Origin of the sequence: Sellimonas intestinalis (genome assembly GCF_001280875.1) — a bacterium.
GTDB lineage: Bacteria > Bacillota > Clostridia > Lachnospirales > Lachnospiraceae > Sellimonas > Sellimonas intestinalis.
This window is the reverse complement of the sequence record NZ_LGAJ01000005.1, coordinates 69,118-86,777: the sequence shown is the minus strand read 5'-3', so window position 1 is coordinate 86,777 and position 17,660 is coordinate 69,118. Positions and strand designations below refer to the sequence as shown.

20 protein-coding genes are annotated in these 17,660 nt (G+C 46.3%); 9 read left to right on the top strand and 11 right to left on the bottom strand.

Annotated features, from left to right (window positions below; all coding sequences use genetic code 11):
- Positions 1-128: 128 nt before the first annotated feature.
- The 4 genes from AOA56_RS06245 (at position 129) to AOA56_RS06230 (ending at position 3,183) form a co-directional block, all read left to right on the top strand.
- The gene (locus AOA56_RS06245) at positions 129-830 is read left to right on the top strand and encodes a helix-turn-helix domain-containing protein (protein WP_024731745.1); all 702 of its coding nucleotides are present in this window, start codon (positions 129-131) and stop codon (positions 828-830) included.
- 16 nt (positions 831-846) lie between these two features.
- Complete coding sequence (locus tag AOA56_RS06240) at positions 847-1,617, top strand: Cof-type HAD-IIB family hydrolase (protein ID WP_053769187.1); 771 nt, start codon at positions 847-849, stop codon at positions 1,615-1,617.
- Positions 1,618-1,691: 74 nt separating this feature from the next.
- Positions 1,692-2,645: a radical SAM protein gene (locus tag AOA56_RS06235; protein WP_053769186.1), complete on the top strand. Its 954-nt coding sequence runs from the start codon at positions 1,692-1,694 to the stop codon at positions 2,643-2,645.
- On the top strand, positions 2,635-3,183 hold the full coding sequence (locus AOA56_RS06230; protein ID WP_024731743.1) for an HdeD family acid-resistance protein: 549 nt from the start codon (positions 2,635-2,637) through the stop codon (positions 3,181-3,183). Before AOA56_RS06235 ends, AOA56_RS06230 begins: the two co-directional genes overlap by 11 nt.
- Positions 3,184-3,274: 91 nt before the next feature.
- Here AOA56_RS06230 and AOA56_RS06225 read toward each other — a convergent pair whose 3' ends face one another.
- From AOA56_RS06225 to AOA56_RS06175, 11 genes are all read right to left on the bottom strand, one after another.
- On the bottom strand, positions 3,275-3,661 hold the full coding sequence (locus AOA56_RS06225; RefSeq protein WP_053769185.1) for an aldose epimerase family protein: 387 nt from the start codon (positions 3,659-3,661) through the stop codon (positions 3,275-3,277).
- On the bottom strand, positions 3,627-3,845 hold the full coding sequence (locus tag AOA56_RS16630) for an aldose epimerase family protein (protein ID WP_053769184.1): 219 nt from the start codon (positions 3,843-3,845) through the stop codon (positions 3,627-3,629). The genes AOA56_RS06225 and AOA56_RS16630 overlap by 35 nt, the downstream gene beginning before the upstream one ends.
- 13 nt (positions 3,846-3,858) lie before the next feature.
- Positions 3,859-5,061, bottom strand: a complete 1,203-nt coding sequence (locus AOA56_RS06215) for a class I SAM-dependent rRNA methyltransferase (protein WP_053769183.1) — start codon at positions 5,059-5,061, stop codon at positions 3,859-3,861.
- 273 nt (positions 5,062-5,334) lie between these two features.
- Positions 5,335-5,697: a heavy-metal-associated domain-containing protein gene (locus AOA56_RS06210; protein ID WP_053769182.1), complete on the bottom strand. Its 363-nt coding sequence runs from the start codon at positions 5,695-5,697 to the stop codon at positions 5,335-5,337.
- 215 nt (positions 5,698-5,912) lie between these two features.
- The gene (locus tag AOA56_RS06205; protein ID WP_053769261.1) at positions 5,913-7,070 is read right to left on the bottom strand and encodes an ABC transporter substrate-binding protein; all 1,158 of its coding nucleotides are present in this window, start codon (positions 7,068-7,070) and stop codon (positions 5,913-5,915) included.
- A 71-nt stretch (positions 7,071-7,141) separates the two neighbouring features.
- Positions 7,142-7,915: an ABC transporter ATP-binding protein gene (locus tag AOA56_RS06200; protein WP_053769260.1), complete on the bottom strand. Its 774-nt coding sequence runs from the start codon at positions 7,913-7,915 to the stop codon at positions 7,142-7,144.
- Positions 7,915-8,988 (bottom strand): ABC transporter permease, encoded by a 1,074-nt coding sequence (locus tag AOA56_RS06195; RefSeq protein ID WP_053769181.1) that lies wholly within the window; start codon positions 8,986-8,988, stop codon positions 7,915-7,917. The genes AOA56_RS06200 and AOA56_RS06195 overlap by 1 nt, the downstream gene beginning before the upstream one ends.
- A 343-nt stretch (positions 8,989-9,331) precedes the next feature.
- The gene (locus tag AOA56_RS06190; RefSeq protein ID WP_053769180.1) at positions 9,332-10,276 is read right to left on the bottom strand and encodes a DMT family transporter; all 945 of its coding nucleotides are present in this window, start codon (positions 10,274-10,276) and stop codon (positions 9,332-9,334) included.
- Positions 10,277-10,294: 18 nt separating this feature from the next.
- Positions 10,295-11,236, bottom strand: coding sequence for a putative ABC transporter permease (locus AOA56_RS06185; protein ID WP_053769179.1), 942 nt, complete (start codon positions 11,234-11,236; stop codon positions 10,295-10,297).
- A gap of 15 nt (positions 11,237-11,251) precedes the next feature.
- Positions 11,252-11,896 carry an endonuclease III domain-containing protein gene (locus tag AOA56_RS06180; RefSeq protein ID WP_024731734.1) on the bottom strand — a complete coding sequence of 215 codons (645 nt, stop codon included), beginning with the start codon at positions 11,894-11,896 and terminating at the stop codon, positions 11,252-11,254.
- A gap of 11 nt (positions 11,897-11,907) precedes the next feature.
- A complete protein-coding gene (locus AOA56_RS06175; protein ID WP_053769178.1) occupies positions 11,908-13,917 on the bottom strand; it encodes a glycoside hydrolase family 31 protein in 2,010 nt (669 codons plus the stop codon).
- Positions 13,918-14,093: 176 nt separating this feature from the next.
- Between AOA56_RS06175 and AOA56_RS06170 the strand changes: the two genes are divergently transcribed.
- From AOA56_RS06170 to AOA56_RS06150, 5 genes are all read left to right on the top strand, one after another.
- A complete protein-coding gene (locus AOA56_RS06170) occupies positions 14,094-14,945 on the top strand; it encodes an ABC transporter ATP-binding protein (RefSeq protein ID WP_053769177.1) in 852 nt (283 codons plus the stop codon).
- Positions 14,942-15,673 carry an ABC transporter permease gene (locus tag AOA56_RS06165; RefSeq protein ID WP_053769176.1) on the top strand — a complete coding sequence of 244 codons (732 nt, stop codon included), beginning with the start codon at positions 14,942-14,944 and terminating at the stop codon, positions 15,671-15,673. The genes AOA56_RS06170 and AOA56_RS06165 overlap by 4 nt, the downstream gene beginning before the upstream one ends.
- A 71-nt stretch (positions 15,674-15,744) precedes the next feature.
- Complete coding sequence (locus tag AOA56_RS06160) at positions 15,745-16,119, top strand: GntR family transcriptional regulator (protein ID WP_048620817.1); 375 nt, start codon at positions 15,745-15,747, stop codon at positions 16,117-16,119.
- A 3-nt stretch (positions 16,120-16,122) separates the two neighbouring features.
- Entirely contained in the window at positions 16,123-16,986 is an 864-nt protein-coding gene (locus AOA56_RS06155) for an ABC transporter ATP-binding protein (RefSeq protein ID WP_053769175.1), read from the top strand.
- A complete protein-coding gene (locus AOA56_RS06150; RefSeq protein WP_053769174.1) occupies positions 16,983-17,630 on the top strand; it encodes an ABC-2 transporter permease in 648 nt (215 codons plus the stop codon). Before AOA56_RS06155 ends, AOA56_RS06150 begins: the two co-directional genes overlap by 4 nt.
- Positions 17,631-17,660 lie beyond the last annotated feature (30 nt).

The window sequence follows — 17,660 nt, the reverse complement described above, 5'->3', positions numbered from 1 at the left end:
ATGAAAATTTTCTCCATGATATTATAAGATGAATAAAAAAATACTTGGAATTTAAGCCATTTTTACATTTTCCTTCAGGCCCTGTGCATAATACACAAAAAAATCGATTTTTAAGAAAGGTTTTTGACATGAACGTCAATGAAATTATTGGAAATAACCTAAAAAAATACCGTTCTGCCTATAATATGACTTTAAACGAGCTTTCAGAAAGACTTCATAAAAGTATTTCTACAATTTCAAAATACGAAAAAGGATCGATCGCTATGGATATTCCTACATTTCTTGAAATATCCCAGATCTTTCAGATTTCTCCTTCCATCCTTCTGTCCGGTGCTTTCACATTATCGGAGGATCACTCCCCTACACAAAAAGAAGCGGAAAGATTGTATATGTATACCTACAGCGGAATGGAAAAGGAAATCATTCAGAGTCTGATCGAACAGTTTCCACCAGACACTCCGGATCTGCCCTGGCAGGCTCATGTTTATAATGACATCAAAGATTTTAACAATCCCGGAAATTGTAACGGATTTTATACGGGAACTTTTTTAAAGGACGGCTTTCTCGGAACCTATATACTGCATAACCGTGTTTCCGAATCTGAACATGTTATGATTTCCTGTGTTAAAAACCTAGTAAATCCACGGCAGCAGCTTGGACTTGTCTCCGGACTTTCCAATTACACAATGCTCCCTGTCACATTTAAAACAGTCATTTCCAGTGTGGAAGTCACTGACAAGAAATTATTGACAGATCTGCTTCTTTTTTCAAAAGAAGATTTTAAAATTATAAAACAATTACAAGCTATTACGATTCAGAATCTCAGATAAAACAGGAGGATTTGTAATGATACGTCTGATAGCAAGCGACCTGGACGGTACGCTTCTGCAAAACGGGGCCCAAGTACTATCCCCGGAAATTTTTAAACTTATCCCCGCCCTGAAGAAGAAAGGAATTCATTTTATAGCGGCAAGTGGACGGCAGTACGCCAATCTCCGCCGGCTCTTTGCTCTGCTTCAGGACGAGATTTCCTATATTGCCGAGAATGGTTCCCTCTGTGTCCACGAGGGAAAGGTGGTCTCCTCCGGGCAGATCGACCGAGGCCTTGCCAATGAAATTATTCTGGACGCAAGACATCAGCCGGACTGTTCTCTTTTATATTCCAGTCCAAAGAAATGTTATGTGGAAAAGGGAAATGACCGTCTCTATGATCACATAAAAAATCATGTGCGCTATGATGTGGAGATGGTGGAGGATCTGACAACGCTAGACGCTCTCTGTCTCAAAGTCGCCATCTGCAATTTTGACGGTGCTCATCTTTCCTTTGATTATTTTCGGGGTAAATATAAAGACCGGATCAAAATCGTAACGTCCGGAAATATCTGGTTTGATTTTATTGCGCCAAACGCCGATAAGGGCATGGGGTTAAAAGCGATTGCGTCCCACCTTGGCGTCCTTCCGGACGAGTGTATGACATTCGGAGATCAGTATAATGACATCGAAATGCTTTCGTTTACTCCTCACAGCTACGCCATGGCAAATTGTGCCGAGGGGGTGGAACGCTATGCGGCTCATCAGACAGAGACAGTAGAAGAACAGCTCCGGATGCTGCTGTAACCGGGCATTGTTTATAAAATGTGGAAAGAATTGACCAGGAAAAGTCTATAATTAAGAAGAAAGGAGTTCTGATCATGTCAAGCCAGCGACACCCCGCCATAACAGATCTTCAATCCTTGTACAAAAACTGCACCCTCTGTCCAAGGATGTGCGGCATTGACCGTACAAAAAGGAGGGGAGTCTGTGGATGTACAGAAATGCTTACAGCGGCCCGTGCCGCTCTTCATTTTTGGGAGGAACCTTGTATCAGCGGTACCCGTGGCAGCGGAACTGTATTTTTCAGCGGCTGCACACTGAAGTGCTGCTTCTGCCAGAACTATCCGATCAGCCAGGAAGGTGTTGGAAAAGTCATCTCCATAAAGGATCTTGCCCACATTTTTCTTGATCTCCAAAGTCAGGGTGCTCACAATATCAGTCTGGTAACCGCAGATCATTATCTGCCCTCTGTCCTCGAGGCGCTGGATCTGGTGAAACATAAGCTGACGATCCCAGTTGTCTATAACTGCAGTGGATACGAACGGCCGGAGATCCTCAGACTGCTTGAAGGCTACGTGGATATTTATCTTCCGGATCTGAAATACTATGATATCGGCATTTCCCGAAAATACTCCCGGGCAGAAGACTATTTTGTCTACGCCTCCCAGTCCGTCACAGAAATGATCCGTCAGACCGGATCTATACGTTTTGATGAGGATGGCATTCTGCGGAAAGGCGTCATCCTGCGGCACATGGTGCTTCCCGGCCAGAAGGACGACTCGATCCGGCTTCTGCACTGGATGAAGACTCACTTGGAAAAAGGCAGTTTTCTTCTAAGCCTGTTAAGTCAGTACACCCCTTTTTACCATGCCTCAAATTACCCGGAAATCAACCGGCGTATTACAACTTATGAATATGAAAAAGTTCTGGATGAAGCCATACGGCTCGGTCTGACCGATGGCTACATGCAGGAAAAATCCAGTGCCAGGGAGGAATACACGCCGCCCTTTGACCTGGAAGGAATCGAAAGGAGTAATTTCCATGAAATATGAACACTCAGGCAATACGCATACATTACATTTCAGCCACAATGTACTGGCATTTCTTTACATCGTGCTTGGCATTGTCCTTTTAGTGAAACCATCGGAACTGACACGGCTTTTCTGCGTCTTTGTCGGCATTGCGGCGCTCCTGTACGGAGGGGTACGGCTTTTTTCCTACCTTCACCGCAAAGAATCCGAGTCCGCTTTCCAGACCGATCTCATATTGGGCGTCATCCTGCTTGTCATCGGTATCATCTGCCTCGTTCGACCGCGGATCATCCTCTCCATTCTCCCATTTATTCTGGGAATTGTCATACTGCTGGATGCGGTCAACATCCTCCAGCGCTCTTTCCGCCTTCGGAAACTTTCCTACGACAGATGGTGGGTAGCCCTGATTCTGGCTCTTTTGCTGGCGCTCCTCGGCATTACTCTGATCGCCAATCCATTTGAGACAACGATTCTTTTCGTTCAGTTTCTCGGATTCACCCTCCTGGCAGACGGATGCTTTGACTTGTGGGGGAATTACCAGTATAGAAAATATCTGTAAAAAATACCGGTTTCTTCGGTGTTTCACGCACATATTCATTCAGCTGCGGACAGATGCTGTTTCTGTCCGCCGTATATGCTATTCCTGTTTCCTAGCCTAACGTAATCGTATAAGATGCTTCAAAGCTTTCCCCTGATGCCAGAGTATTTCCCCACTCCCGTTCTTCCAGTTTCTTCTGGAAATTCGTCCGGTCGCATCTTCCGTACCACGGCTCGATACAGACAAACGCCGCTTTACCGCCCTTAGGGGCCCAGATACCGAAAAGCGGCGCCTCAAAGGCCACCGTTACATAAGGATTTCCATCCGGAGCAATCAAAGACACCTCGTGGGCCTGATCATGTTCCATCACAAGGGCATCCTTTGCGAATAAGTCCTCCACAATTTGCAGTTCCTGATGTTCGAGCACATAGTTCACTTTCTCCTCTGTCAGAAGCCCTCCCTCACTAATCAGGCTGGAGACAATCGGTCCTACCCTCATAGACGCTCTCCTGATCACGGTAATTTCCAACCAGCGGGAAAAGCACCGGGGACGTCCGTTTCCAGAAAGCCGGATCTCCTTCCCACAGATACTCCAGCCCTGTGCGGTTATCCTTTAAGGACTTCATCTCCGCCCCCAGAGAAGCGATCTCCACTGTCAATTCCCCGTTTTTTAAATAATACATCTCTTTTCCTCCTTTAATATTCCCGGCACACCTGGAAAATATAAAACTTCAAATAGTATGATTCATCCGCAGCCCAAAGAATCGGATGATCCGGTGACTGCGTTCTAAACTCCACCTGCCGAAGTCTCACATGTACATTTCGCGCCGCCTGGGCGATCGTTTTCGTAAACAGTTCGTAATCCATAAAATGTGAACAGGAACAGGTAGCAAGGAATCCGCCGTCCTTTACAAGCTTCATCCCTCTCAGATTGATCTCTCTATAGCCCTTCACCGCATTTTTTACTGAGCTCCGTGACTTGGTAAAGGCCGGAGGGTCAAGAATCACCATGTCAAATTTCTCCCCCTGTTTTTCCAATTCCGGCAAAAGCGCAAATACATCCCGGTTCATAAATCTCACCCGATCTGAAAGTCCGTTGAGCTCTGCGTTTTTCTCCGCCTGCTTTATCGCCAGCTCCGACGCGTCCACACCAAGCACACTAGAAGCTCCCGCAATACCCGCATTAAGCGCAAAGGATCCTGTGTGAGTAAAACAGTCCAGCACCTTTGCGTCCTTACATAGTCTCTGAATTGCCAGACGATTATATTTCTGATCGAGGAAAAATCCTGTCTTTTGTCCATCCTTTACATCCACAAGGTAACGGACGCCGTTTTCTACAATCTCTACATCTGTATCAAATTGACCATCAAAGAATCCGCTGACCTTAGAAAGTCCTTCCTTTTCCCTTTCCTTTGCGTCACTTCGCTCATATACCCCATGTATCCGGATTCCATCCTCCTGAAGAATCTCTCTGAGAATCCGGATCAGCAGTTCCTTGTACCTGTCAATTCCAAGTGCCAAAGCCTGGAACACCAACACGTCCGAAAACTTGTCAATTACCATTCCCGGCAGGAAATCCGCCTCACCGAACACAATACGGCAGCTTGAAATATCCACAGTCTTCTTCCGATATTCCCATGCGTCCCGAAGCCTTTTCGCGAAAAACGCCTCGTTGATCTCCTGATCGATATTCCTCGTCAACATCCGTACCCATATCTTGGAATGGCGGTTGATAAATCCACGTCCCAACGGATATCCATCAAAATCATGGACGAGGACGATATCACCATCGTCAAAATTTCCCATCACACTTTCAATCTCATTGTCAAAAATCCAGGCTCCTCCGGATTTCAGCATCCGGCCTTCACCTTTCTTCAATGTTACAATCGCTTTATTCATACGCCAGTCTCCCATCTATACCAATCTTTCTCTATCATACCATATTCACCTGTTTCCGTCTCCCCTCTCCAGCATATTCGGACATTTCTTGTAACCAGTCAGCCATGGGCCTGACATAACGCACTTGGCTATAAGCGAAGATTTAGCTGCGCAAACAGCGAAAAAAACCGAATCTCAACTGTATGGCTAAATAGTTATCATTTCCTTTTTTCAGAAAAACAAAGAGAAATATGTCACACACTGTACTGCGACATATTTCTCTTTTCCATACATTTACTGTATTCCTGTCACCTTATATCCCGCCTCTTCAACGGCATCCCGGATCTTTTTATCGGAGATTTCCCGGTCATAAGATACAATAGCCTGCCCCTTTTTGTAATTGACCTTTGCCGCTGCCCCGTCGATTTTATTAATGGCTCGGGCAACTCTATCGGCACAATGCTCACAGTGCATCCCGTAGATCTTGACGGTCTTTTCTCCCATCTTCGGATGTAAGAGTTTTTTTCTCTCCGCCTTGATCAATCCTTTGCTCCCTCCTCCGCAGCAGCCACCTTCTCCTTTAAAATGTTTGATACTTCCTTTGACCGCAAAAATGATGATGACAAGGACAAAGAGTAAGATAATACTATCCGCCATGCATATTCCTTCTTTCCTTTTTCTCAAGACGCAATTTTGATTAGTCGCCCCTAACTAATTGTTAATTTACTACTAACCGTTTGTTTTGTCAAGGTCGTGCTAAAACTTTCATCACCGGACATCCCCCATAGCCAAAAGCGTGCGGCCCCTTTCGGGAACCGCACGTTGATCTATTTTTTCTCTATTCCTTACCGAAGATTCCTAAAACGGAGAAATTATTCCTCTTTTTGTTGGATTGTCAATACCGCGTTGTCTGGCTCTACCGGATCACCTACTGTCAAATCGCCCATCTCAGAATCCGGACATATTTCTGTCCATGCCATATCCATCACTTCATCAACGGTCAGATCCTTCTTTGTAATAATGCCAAGACGCAGATAGTCCTCCGCAATTTTACGCAGGGATTGCTCTGTGAATGCATCGGAAAGGCCAAAGTGCAGGGAATCCCAGAACTCCTGCTGTACTGCCTGTTCACCAGTCATCTTATCCGTATCGTACATAAGCTGTACCGCATCCTCAGAATTCAGACGGGCATATTCTCCGGCACGTTTGATTGCTTTTACAATATATTTTGCGTGAACCGGATTTTTCTCGAGGAAGTCATTGTTCATCGCTGTTACACAACATGCCTCATCCTGGAATTCTGGACTGTATGTGATAGAACAGATCATCCTCATGTCATCCGGATAATTTGCCATTACAAAGTAGTCAGAGAAAATCGTAGCATCTACTTCTCCGTTTTCCATTCCCGCTACAGTTGCCGCATTGTCTTCAATATTGGTGAATTCTACATCTGTTGTCGGATCAACACCGTACTCGTCCAATAAACGATAACAGATGTTCTGATCTGAGTTCCCGGTTCCATCATGGATCGCAATCGTCTTTCCTTTGAGATCTTCTACCGACTGAATATCGCTGTCTGCCGGCACATAGATGGATTTACACCCAATATGCGCGCCGCATACGAATGTCATTTTGACACCGTTTGTAACCGGCACGAGCATAGTCGCAATGTGGTCTGTCCCCCACATACATTGCCCGGTTCCAACGGTCTCCACAACAGACCCGCCCTGAACATATGTTGCGTTGATGCCGTACTCTTCATAATATCCCAGCTCTTCCGCAAGGTATTTTGCGGATACGCAGGCTCCGCCGTTAAACAAATAATTGAGCTCTGTTCCGAATGCAGGCTCTTTCTGCATTGCCTCCCAGTCTTCTTCTGAGACAGCCTCTGGGCGTTCGGTTGTCTTTGTCGTTTCTTTCGTCTGCTTTTTGCTTGCCTCTTTTGTGTTGTCTCCACTCTGGCCACATGCCGCGAGGGATACTGTCATCATGGCTGCCAGCATTGCAGCCGCCATTCTCTTCATTTTCATAATTTTTTTCTCCTTCCTACTGATATTTATTCTAAAATCCGACTTCTTTTTTCCGGATTGCAGAACCACAATTATCCTCTTCCCGCAAAATGAAGTCTGTTTAAAATCTCATTCCGGTACTGTACAAAGGTATCGGATGAACGGTCCCGCGGAAATGGCTCCTTGATCTGAATATCTGCCACAACCCGTCCAGGATTTGCGTCCAGAACAATAACGCGTGTTCCCATATAAATCGCTTCATCCACATCATGTGTAACCATGATGGCAAGCTGTTCTTTTTCCTGCCATATTTTCAGGATCTCATCCTGCATATTCATTCTCGTAAAAGCGTCGAGTGCTCCGAGCGGCTCGTCCAGCAGCAGAATATCCGGCTCGTTAATCAACGAACGTACCAATGCAACTCTCTGTGCCATACCTCCGGAAAGCTGTCCTGGATAATCATTCCGAAATTTTTCCAGGCCAATCACCTTGATCATTCGCTCGACTTTGTCTTTATTTCCCTTTAATCTACCCTGCATCCTGAGACTAAACGCAATATTATCCCAGACAGTCAGCCATGGAAAGAGCGTCGGCTTCTGAAAAACCATCCCTCTTTCCGGAGACGGCTCCGTGATCGTCTTGCCGTCCACGGTAAGTTTTCCTGTCGTCGGCTGAATCAGTCCGGCCACCAGCCTTAAAATCGTAGATTTTCCACATCCCGACGGTCCCACAAGGCTGATGAATTCGCCGCTTTCCATCGTCAGGTTGATTTCGTTCAGCGCATGTGTTACTTCATCTGTTTCTATTTTTTCAAAACTCTTTGAGACATGATCCAGTCTCAAAGAAACTCTCTTGTTTTCTGCCATCATTTTACAACTCCATTCTGCCAGCGCAGTACCCGCCGTTTAATTAAATCCAGGATTTTTGTTACAACTGTGAAGATAAAACAGATGACAAATAATGCCGCAAACATCTTGTCATAGCTTGCCCAAGATTTTGCCCATGTCATATACCAGCCAAGTCCTGCTTTTACTCCCATCATCTCCGCAACCATAATTGCTGTACATGCAGAACTCATTGCCTGCGTACATCCCTGTAAGATGGATGGCATTGCATGTGGAATGGCTACTCGGAAAACAAGCTGTCTTTCCTTGGCGCCAAGCGTTCTTGCCGCTTCAAAGAAGTCCTTGTCCACATTGGAAATACCTGTCATAGATGCCACGGTCACAGCAAACCAGGACCCAAGAGCAATGATAAATACGGCACCGCCAAACAGCGACGTCGACACAACCATGATAATCGGAATCCAAGTGGATGTCGGAATCGGCCCCAGAAATTTGATAATGGGATCAATCCAGTAGCGGACCTTCTTTGAGTATCCGCATGTGATCCCTGTCACCAGTCCAAGTGACACACCAATAAAGTATCCCAGAAACAGCAGTCGCAGTGTATGCAGTGTACTCTCAATCAGATACGCCTTGTCATCCCAGGCAATATTCAGGATATAATTCATACACGGCACAAACGGCTGTGTCAACACACCGGTTTTCAGCGTCAGATAGTCATATCCTGCCAACAGTAAAAACAGCGCTGAAAAAAGCGGCGCTCGATACCGGCACTTCTCCAATATGTTTTTATTCCCTCTGAGCTTACTGATGCCTCCTACCGTCATGTAAACGATATAAGCCACAATCAGAATAATCAGAAGTCCAAGATATGTATAGATATCCTGATTCTGATTTCCATTTGGAATCAACATATATTCCAAAATGGCAATCATTCCACAGACAACTGGAAGAACCACAATAATCGAGTCCAGTACTTTCTGCCCGGTGGTTTTTTCCCTTGCCTCCAGGTCCCGGAGTTGTTGTCTGGTCAATTTGCTCAGATCCTCCGAATCTTCTTTCTGTTTTCTGCCCGATCTTTTATCTAACGCCATGCTTCACACTCCCTGCCTTTTTTATCTCAGACTTCACCCAGCCTGATTTACATAGATAGTTTATCATAAGAAAATATTTCCAGTCGAATTGATAATTTCTTAAAAATCTTTGTTTTTATTTGTATTTTCTATAACAACACTGCTATTTCTTTTAATATATTATAGTGAAGTTATTTTTATTGAACAAAAAAGCCGGATAAGAATGCAGACTTCGTCTGCCTCTTATCCAGCTCCTCATTTCCAGCGGAGGATTCACTCTCCGTACAAGTGTGTCACACATATGAGCTTTTCTGTTGTTTGTCAAGAAAGAACTTATGTTCCTGATTCTTTCCTTAAACTTCCTTTATACCTTTGCTTCTCCCTGTCGTTTCCACAGGTTTACTACGATGATTCCGATACAGACGCACAGGAGCGCCAAAAGATTTTTCACTGAAAATGCCTGACCGCCCTCTCCCAGAAGGAGCGCGGATAACAGCACTCCGATCACCGGATTGGTAAATCCGTAGATCGCTACTTTAGACACCGGATTATATTTCAGCAGAATCCCCCATAGCGCATACGCCATGGCCGACAGAAATCCAAGATATAGCAAAAGCAGCGCCGATGGCACAGTGAATCCCGATAGTCTCCCTCCCATAGAAAATCCGATTCCAGAGAGGATGATTCCTCCAAAGAGGAACTGGTATCCGCTCAGCATCACCGGATCGTCCTTTTGAGAATATCGCTTCAGATAAATCGAAGAGATGGCATAGAACAGGGCCGCAATAAATACGAATCCCTCCCCGTTCAGATGCATCTGTGTACCAATCCCGCCTCCGCCGGCATTGGCGATTACCACACCTGCCAATCCGATCACACAGCCAACAAATGTCGGAAGCGTCATCTTCTCCTGCCGGAAAATGAAGCAGGCAATCAGAATTGCCAATAGACTATTCGTCCCGGTGATGATCGATCCGGTCACTCCGCTTGCATGAGCCAGTCCAATATAAAAGAAGAGATACTGGATGACCGTCTGCATCAGACATAGTTTAAAAATATTTCCCATAGAACTCTTTTTTGGAAGCAGAATCTTTTTTTCGATGACACTTTCAAATACAATGCTTAACACCCCAGCCAGAGTGAAACGTACTCCAGCAAAAAGGATTTGTGTACTGACATCCTCAGAACCGATATGTAAAAGGCCGTACCCCATCTTGATGCACGGGAAGGCGCTTCCCCACAAGGCACAACTGATGATAGCAAAAACTGCCACCACCCATGGATTCGTCAATATCTTTTCTTTTTTCATGTTTTCTTTTCCTCATTCCTATTTCTTTTTCTTAAGCATTTCCTGCACCTGCTTCAACGCCTCCGCGTACTTTTTCGATACGGTATTCGGGTTGCGGTGCAGAAGTCTTGCCGAACGTCTTGCCGAACGGTTTGTCAGCGCGCCGATATTTTTCCATTCCTGTTCGATCTGGGCTTTCACTTTCTGAAGCTCCTCTCTCTTTTCCTGTCCTGCCTCCATGTACTCGTTGACCTTCTCCATAAGCTCCACAAGCATTATACGGCGGTTCTCACGCTGACGTTCCATAATTCCCTCCAGAAATTCTTTCCGTGAGAGTCTTCTCGCCTCACGTCTTGCCTGATACTGGAGTACACCTTCCTCCGCAAAAGCAGAGACAACCTCCAGCCTCTTCTGAAGCCTGTGGATCTTTTCGTTGCTGTCTGTCAGACGTGCCAGCAGGTCCCGCAGATCCATTGCCTCTCCAAACGAGAGAGTAAAATCCACCGCAAAAACCGAGGAACAGACGACCGCCACAATCTCCGCCATCCGGTCTGGAATTCCAAGAACCAGCGTCTCAACCGGCACATGAATTCCCCGCACCAGAAACACCGAAAAGGCTCCCCATCCTAAAGAGACGGGCAGGCAAATATAACCATGAACATTCAGCGGCAGATGGCTGTAATCCCAGTAGCGCACCCGGAACAGCCGTTCCATACAGGCCCCTGTCACATATTCCAGAAGTGTGGCTCCCACCATCCCGAAAAGAAAGATCAGACCGATCTGATCCCGTACAGAAATCGTACACAATAGAACGATGAGCGCCCCGCTTCCATAAATCGGGAGTACCGGTCCATGCAGAAATCCCCGGTTGACCCATTCTCTTTTTCTCACAGACACATAGAAGCACTCCCAAATCCAGCCGATCAGACAGTAACAGAAGAAAAATAATACCCACTGAATAAAAGTATAGTGAAATACCAAACCGTGGATCCCCCCTTATTCGCCTTTCACTCCATTTTTTTCACAGATCTCTTTCAGACAGCAACGGTCACAGTACGGTTTTGTTCTGGCCGTACATACCTCCCTGCCGTGGTAGACGAGCCGGTGGCAGAAACTGCTCCCTTCTTTTGGCGGCACTAGTTTCCAGAGCTCCATCTCCACCTTTTTCGGGTCTTTTATCCCGTCCACAATGCCGATCCGGTTCACCAGACGAATACAATGGGTATCCGTCACAATGGCAGGTTTTCCGAAGACATCTCCCATGATGAGATTGGCGCTCTTCCTTCCCACACCCGGCAAGTTCAAAAGAGCGTTAAAATCGTCCGGCACCCGGCCGCCGTATTCATCCCTCAGTATCTTCATACAGGCGCTGATATCCCTGGCCTTACTCTTTCCCAATCCACACGGCCGTACAATTTCCTCGATCTTATCCACAGGAGCCTCCGCCACCGCATTGATATCCGGGTATTTTTCATAGAGATCCTGTACCACCACATTGACCCTGGCGTCTGTGCACTGCGCCGCCAGCCGTACACTGATAAGCAGCTTCCACGCCTCGTTATAGTCAAGCGTACAGTCCGCATCCGGGTACTCATCCCTTAATCTGTCAATAACTTCTAATGTCAGTTCTTCTTTTGTCATCTTATTTCTCCCTACCCTTCTTCTGTTGTAAACAAAATGGAAATATGATCCGGATTGTCATAATCTTTTCCGTATCCATCATCGTGGTAATATTCGTAGGATGCCATGTTCCCTTTTACATAGGAAAGAAGGCGTACATTCTCAAAGTCGATCTCCTGTGTGCACTGAGCCGGCTTTGCCAATGGAATACAACAGTCCGGACGCAGAAAAAAGACCACATCTGTCAACGGTACATCGATATACTGATGTCCTGCCGGACAAATCCTTGTCTTCATCGTCCCATCCTGCAAAAACCGCACAAGCTTCATCTCCTCCGGCAGATAGACGTAGCGGCCTCTCGCATTCTGCTCACAGACCGGCGCCAGCATCAGCTCATTGCCAAGGAGAAGCTGGTCTTCCACCTGTGAAGCATACGAATCCTCCGGATAGTCAAAGGAAAGCGGCCGGAACATCATTTCGTCCCGTAAAGCTGCCTTTATGTATTCACTGTACAAATATGGAATCAGCCGGTAGCGCAGTCTGATCACATGGCGGAATCCGTCCGTCTTCTCAAACTGATACACTTCCTGCTGTCTCGTCCCTGCAGCAGAGTGATTCCGCATCAGCGGAGTAAAAATACCAAATTCCAGCCACCGCATGAGAAGCTCCTCCGTCGTATCCGCTCCAAATCCGCCAATATCTGCTCCCGTATAGAGGAAACCGCACATATTAAGAGACGGCATCATCTTGACATTCAAAAGCAGGTGAGACCACCAGGACTTATTATCTCCCTGCCATACCCCGCCATACCGATGCATACCGATATAGGACGAACGAGAGAACATCAAAATCCGCTTCTCAGGTTCCAGACGCTCGAACGCCTCCCCCGCCGCTCTTGTCATATTGTATCCGTAGAGGTTGTGTACCTTGTCATGGCGGATCCTCACACCGTCCATATTGTGATAAAATGCCTTATAATCCTCCTCGTTGTTGGACAGACCGCTTACCAGCCCCTGAAACTCAAAGAAGCTGTGCAGATCCAGATTCTTGCCCTTATAATCCTCCAGCTTTTGCATCACTTCATTCAGCCGATCCTCCGTATAGAAAATAGACGGCTCGTTCATGTCATTCCAAAAGCCCTCGATCCCCTGCTCCAGAAGGAATCGATACTGATTTCCAAACCAGGCCCTCGCCCCGGTATTTAGCATATCCGGAAACATTGCTTTTCCCGGCCAGACTGCCGCCACAAATGGTGTTCCATCCTCTTTTGTACAGAAATAACCTTTCGCCATTCCTTCCTCATAGACCGGATAGCCCTCCTCTTGTTTCACGCCCGCATCGATGATCGGCACCAAATGAATATGCTCCTCTCTCATTTCTTTCACGAAATCCGGAAAATTTGGAAAGGTCTTCGGATTCACCGTGAAATCCTTATAGCGCTCCATGTAATCGATGTCCAGGTAGACACTGTCCAGCGGAATGTCGAGATCCCGGTATCTTTTTACTACCTCACGGACATCATCCTCGCTTTCGTACCCCCATCGGCTCTGTCCATATCCAAACGCCCAGAGTGGCGGAATGTAGCTGCGTCCGATCAGACAGCGGAACTGCCTGACAATATCCTTTACATCCGTTCCGGTAATCACATACACATCCAGGTTCCAGTCTGATGCTTTCACTTTCAGCTCGTCGGATTTCGTATACCCGATATCGAAACTCAAAATGCCCGGATCATCTACAAACACACCAAATGTCTCCTGTCCATCCACTACGAGGAAATTATGAGCGGCATAGAGAGACCGCTTATCCTCCATATGCTCCGGGTCATCCGTACATTTGCTCACATAGATCCAACCACGCTTATTGATTCCCCGCAGGTTCTCTCCGAGCCCATACACACGGTCGCTTTCGCCCATCTGGTATGTCAGTGTCATTTCCTTTGTATCTACCGCAAAGAAAGGCATTGGTTCTGCCCCGGTCTCCGGCTTTTCCAAAACTGCTTCTGTCTCTATGCAATTCCCATATGTATATCTGCTGATCATATCCCTTTTTCCTTTCCTTATTTTATGCATACTCCTATCTAATCACTGTTTTTTCCTGTTGTCAAACAGAAGTTATTTTTTTTACTAAACTGTATATATGATATATTGACAGAATTGTCAGTCCATGCTATACTGCACTTATCATTTAAGTACAGTATAGACAAGGAGTGAGATTTATGAGTACAGAATATCTTTCTTTTCACCATCTGTCCAAAACCTTTCAGAAAGATCCTGTTTTGAAAGATATCAGCGCCACTTTGGAACGAGGCCATATTCTTGGTTTCCTGGGACCAAGCGGTGCCGGAAAAACGACAACCATCAAAATTCTGATCGGACAACTCCGCCCCTCTTCCGGAGAGGCCTATGTACTTGGAAAGCGCTGTCAGGACATCGACGAATCCATCTACGAGCAGATCGGTATTGTCACGGATGAGAGCGGCGTCTATGAACGTTTGTCCGTCTATGACAATCTGAAATATTTTGCGCGGCTGTTAAATGTCCCCTTAAGCAATATTCCGACGCTTCTAAATCGGATCGGTCTCTATGAACACCGCAAAAAGGCAGCCGCCAAGCTTTCAAAAGGTCAGACACAGCGCCTCATTCTGGCCCGTGCCATCCTGCACCGTCCGAGGGTACTGTTCCTAGATGAGCCGACCAGCGGACTGGATCCGGCTACTTCCATGGAAATCCATAAGATGCTCCTGGAACTGAAGGATGCGGGAATGGCTATTTTTCTGACGACCCACAATATGGAAGAAGCCGCCAAGCTCTGTGACAATGTAGCCCTTTTAAACGAGGGTATTATCGTAGAATATGGGAATCCCAAAGACATCTGTCTCAGACACAATATCCACAAGAGGTACCGGGTCCGTCTCCATGATGGAAGCATACATGAGCTTGCACAGAGCGAAGAGAGCGCCCGGGCGATTGCAAACTGGCTCGCTCAGGATCAGATCGAGACGATCCACTCCTGCGAACCGACATTGGAAACCGTATTCTTATCTGCAACAGGGAGGTCTTTATCATGAAAACGATTCATCTTAGAAAATTAAGCGCCATTATGGAGGTGAAAAGCCGCACCCTCTTTAGCAAAAACCTGATCATTATGCCAGCATTTTCCCTTGTATTTACATGGCTTCTTAAAATGATCTATACCAATATGTACCCGGACCTTGACTTTGGCAGCTATGCCCTTTCCATAGGACTTTTGATGAATACCTCCATGACCGGCATCTACTGTGTCGCCGCATCACTGGCTGAAGAAAAAGAAAAACATACCCTGCGTACACTGATGACCTCTTCAGTCAACGGCCTGGAGTTTTTTATCGGTAGTCTCCTCCCCGCTTTGCTTCTGCTGATGATTGTCAATGTTCTGTGCGTATTTCTTGCCGGAGTCTCCTTTACCCCCGGCGGATGGATAGGATTTCTCTTCGTTACAGCCGTATCCTCCCTCATCAGTTGTATAACCGGTATGATTTTTGGGATCTTCGCACCAAACCAGATGACAGCCGGAACACTCACTACACCGTTATTGCTCGTCCTGATGTTAATTCCGATGCTCTCCCAGATGAACGATACCCTGGATACGATCTCTGGATATCTGTTCACAGGAGTACTTTACGAAGCACTTGGGAATCTGAACAAGGGACAACCTCCTATAACGATGAAGGGAACTCTTGTTCTCATCCTGGAAGCGTTGATCTCAGCACTGCTTTTTCTGACTCTGTACCGAAAAAACGGCTTTGAGTCAAATTAATTTTGACTCCGGCCTTGTTATCAGTTACACTGTACAAAGATAAAGATACAGTCGGAAAGAAAGGTGATACTGTGGAGATCCTTCTGAGCAACTCCAGTGACAAACCCATTTATGAACAGATTACATCTCAAATAAAAGAGATGATTATGAAGGGAGAACTAAAGCCCGGGGAGGCCATGCCTTCCATGCGTAAACTTGCTAAAAGTCTGCATGTCAGCGTCATCACAACTCAGCGTGCCTACGATGATTTACAGCGGGACGGTTTTATTCTCACCGTTCCCGCAAAAGGCACCTTTGTTTCTACGCAGAATCAGGACTTCATTCGGGAAGAAAACCTACGCAGAATTGAAGCACACCTCACAGATGCCGTCAGCCTCGCAAGAGAAAACGGCCTTTCTTTGGATGAGCTGCGCTCTACACTTGAATTGATTTACAGGGAGGACTAATCCATGACGCACGCACTTGTAATTGAAAATCTGACAAAGCGTTATAAAGACTTTACACTGGACAAGATCTCCTTCTCCTTACCTCAGGGCACCATCCTTGGAATTATCGGAGAAAACGGTTCCGGGAAATCAACTCTGATTAACACGATGCTGGGAATCATTCCCTCTGACTACAGTCGGTTGGATATTCTGGGAAGGGATTTGAAAACGAAGCCAAACGAGATCAAATCGGATCTGGCTGTCATTTTCGACGATGCCGGTTACGATGAATATTTTACTCCACTCCAGATCGGACGTTTCTTGTCTTATGTGTATCCGAACTGGAATATGAACATGTTTCGTTCCTATCTGCACCGGTTTGGACTTCCGGCAAAAAAGCGCCTCAAGACCTTTTCCCGCGGGATGCGAACCAAGCTTGAATTTGCCATCGCATTCAGTCACGATCCGAAATTTCTCATCATGGATGAGGCTACAAACGGATTGGACCCCATCTTCCGGGACGAGATTCTGGAGCTTCTGCGGGAATTCAGTGAGGAGGAAAATCACACTGTCCTGATCGCTTCTCATATCACAAGTGACCTGGACAAAATCGCAGACTACGTAGCTTTCCTCCATCAAGGGAAGCTTCTCTTCTTCCAGCCATACGATAAACTGCAAAATGAGTACGGTATTCTTACCTGTAAGAACTCGTTTCTTTGTAATCTGAATCCAGCGGATGTCGTCTTCTACCGGAAAGAAGAATACAACTGCCGAGTACTTGTAAAGAACCGCTTTGCCCTTGCAAAGATTTTCCAGGACATGGAAATTATTCCGGCAACCCTGGAAGATCTGATGCTGTTTTACACAAAAGGAGAGAAACTGGAATGAAAGGGATTATTCTGAAAGACTTTTATGAGAACTATATCATACGAAAAAATCTGATAAACTGGATTTTAGGTATTATCATGCTGATTGTGGTGGTAGCCGTGTTCCGGACGAAATATGTTTTCGCCCTCTCCTGCGGACTCGTTCTGCCGCTTCTTGGAACTTCCATGCTGCAGTTTTCCATGGAACAGGATGACATCGCCCATTTTTACAAGCTTGAGAGAACGTATCCGCTGACGATCCACCAGATCGTCCTTGCCAAATATATTCTGGCCCTTTTGTGCATCGGCTTCTTTCTCCTGGTCTCCTTTGGACTGTCTTTTCTCTACGTCTACGGATACCGGGTGACTACTTTCAGGGAGGGTCTGCAAATCTGGGCTGCAGGAATCCCGGTGGGGCTTACCTTCCTCTCCATTACATACCTGGGTTACTTTCTCTTTGGCGCCAGAAAGGGCATCATTCTGTATGTGGGGGTAACGGCTGTTTCAGCCCTGGTGTACGTCACCTCGTACTACGGCTTTGGCGTTCTGGAACTGCTGACAATCGATCGGACATTACTTCTGGTGATCAGCTATCCGGTCTCCATTATTTTGGCATTGGGAAGCTATCTTCTATCCGTTCGTTGCTACGGAAGAAGAATCAAATAAACAGCAGCTCCATACTGAAAAGTAAGGCGC

Bases quoted from the DNA above. Each gene is read 5' to 3' on its own strand.
- AOA56_RS06245 (WP_024731745.1), top strand. From the start codon at position 129: ATGAACGTCAATGAAATTATTGGAAATAACCTAAAAAAATACCGTTCT.
- AOA56_RS06240 (WP_053769187.1), top strand. From the start codon at position 847: ATGATACGTCTGATAGCAAGCGACCTGGACGGTACGCTTCTGCAAAAC.
- AOA56_RS06205 (WP_053769261.1), bottom strand. From the start codon at position 7,070: ATGAAAATGAAGAGAATGGCGGCTGCAATGCTGGCAGCCATGATGACA.
- AOA56_RS06215 (WP_053769183.1), bottom strand. From the start codon at position 5,061: ATGAATAAAGCGATTGTAACATTGAAGAAAGGTGAAGGCCGGATGCTG.
- AOA56_RS06155 (WP_053769175.1), top strand. From the start codon at position 16,123: ATGACGCACGCACTTGTAATTGAAAATCTGACAAAGCGTTATAAAGAC.
- AOA56_RS06200 (WP_053769260.1), bottom strand. From the start codon at position 7,915: ATGGCAGAAAACAAGAGAGTTTCTTTGAGACTGGATCATGTCTCAAAG.
- AOA56_RS06180 (WP_024731734.1), bottom strand. From the start codon at position 11,896: ATGACAAAAGAAGAACTGACATTAGAAGTTATTGACAGATTAAGGGAT.
- AOA56_RS06150 (WP_053769174.1), top strand. From the start codon at position 16,983: ATGAAAGGGATTATTCTGAAAGACTTTTATGAGAACTATATCATACGA.
- AOA56_RS06235 (WP_053769186.1), top strand. From the start codon at position 1,692: ATGTCAAGCCAGCGACACCCCGCCATAACAGATCTTCAATCCTTGTAC.
- AOA56_RS06165 (WP_053769176.1), top strand. From the start codon at position 14,942: ATGAAAACGATTCATCTTAGAAAATTAAGCGCCATTATGGAGGTGAAA.
- AOA56_RS06190 (WP_053769180.1), bottom strand. From the start codon at position 10,276: ATGAAAAAAGAAAAGATATTGACGAATCCATGGGTGGTGGCAGTTTTT.
- AOA56_RS06225 (WP_053769185.1), bottom strand. From the start codon at position 3,661: ATGAGGGTAGGACCGATTGTCTCCAGCCTGATTAGTGAGGGAGGGCTT.
- AOA56_RS16630 (WP_053769184.1), bottom strand. From the start codon at position 3,845: ATGTATTATTTAAAAAACGGGGAATTGACAGTGGAGATCGCTTCTCTG.
- AOA56_RS06175 (WP_053769178.1), bottom strand. From the start codon at position 13,917: ATGATCAGCAGATATACATATGGGAATTGCATAGAGACAGAAGCAGTT.
- AOA56_RS06230 (WP_024731743.1), top strand. From the start codon at position 2,635: ATGAAATATGAACACTCAGGCAATACGCATACATTACATTTCAGCCAC.
- AOA56_RS06195 (WP_053769181.1), bottom strand. From the start codon at position 8,988: ATGGCGTTAGATAAAAGATCGGGCAGAAAACAGAAAGAAGATTCGGAG.
- AOA56_RS06170 (WP_053769177.1), top strand. From the start codon at position 14,094: ATGAGTACAGAATATCTTTCTTTTCACCATCTGTCCAAAACCTTTCAG.
- AOA56_RS06210 (WP_053769182.1), bottom strand. From the start codon at position 5,697: ATGGCGGATAGTATTATCTTACTCTTTGTCCTTGTCATCATCATTTTT.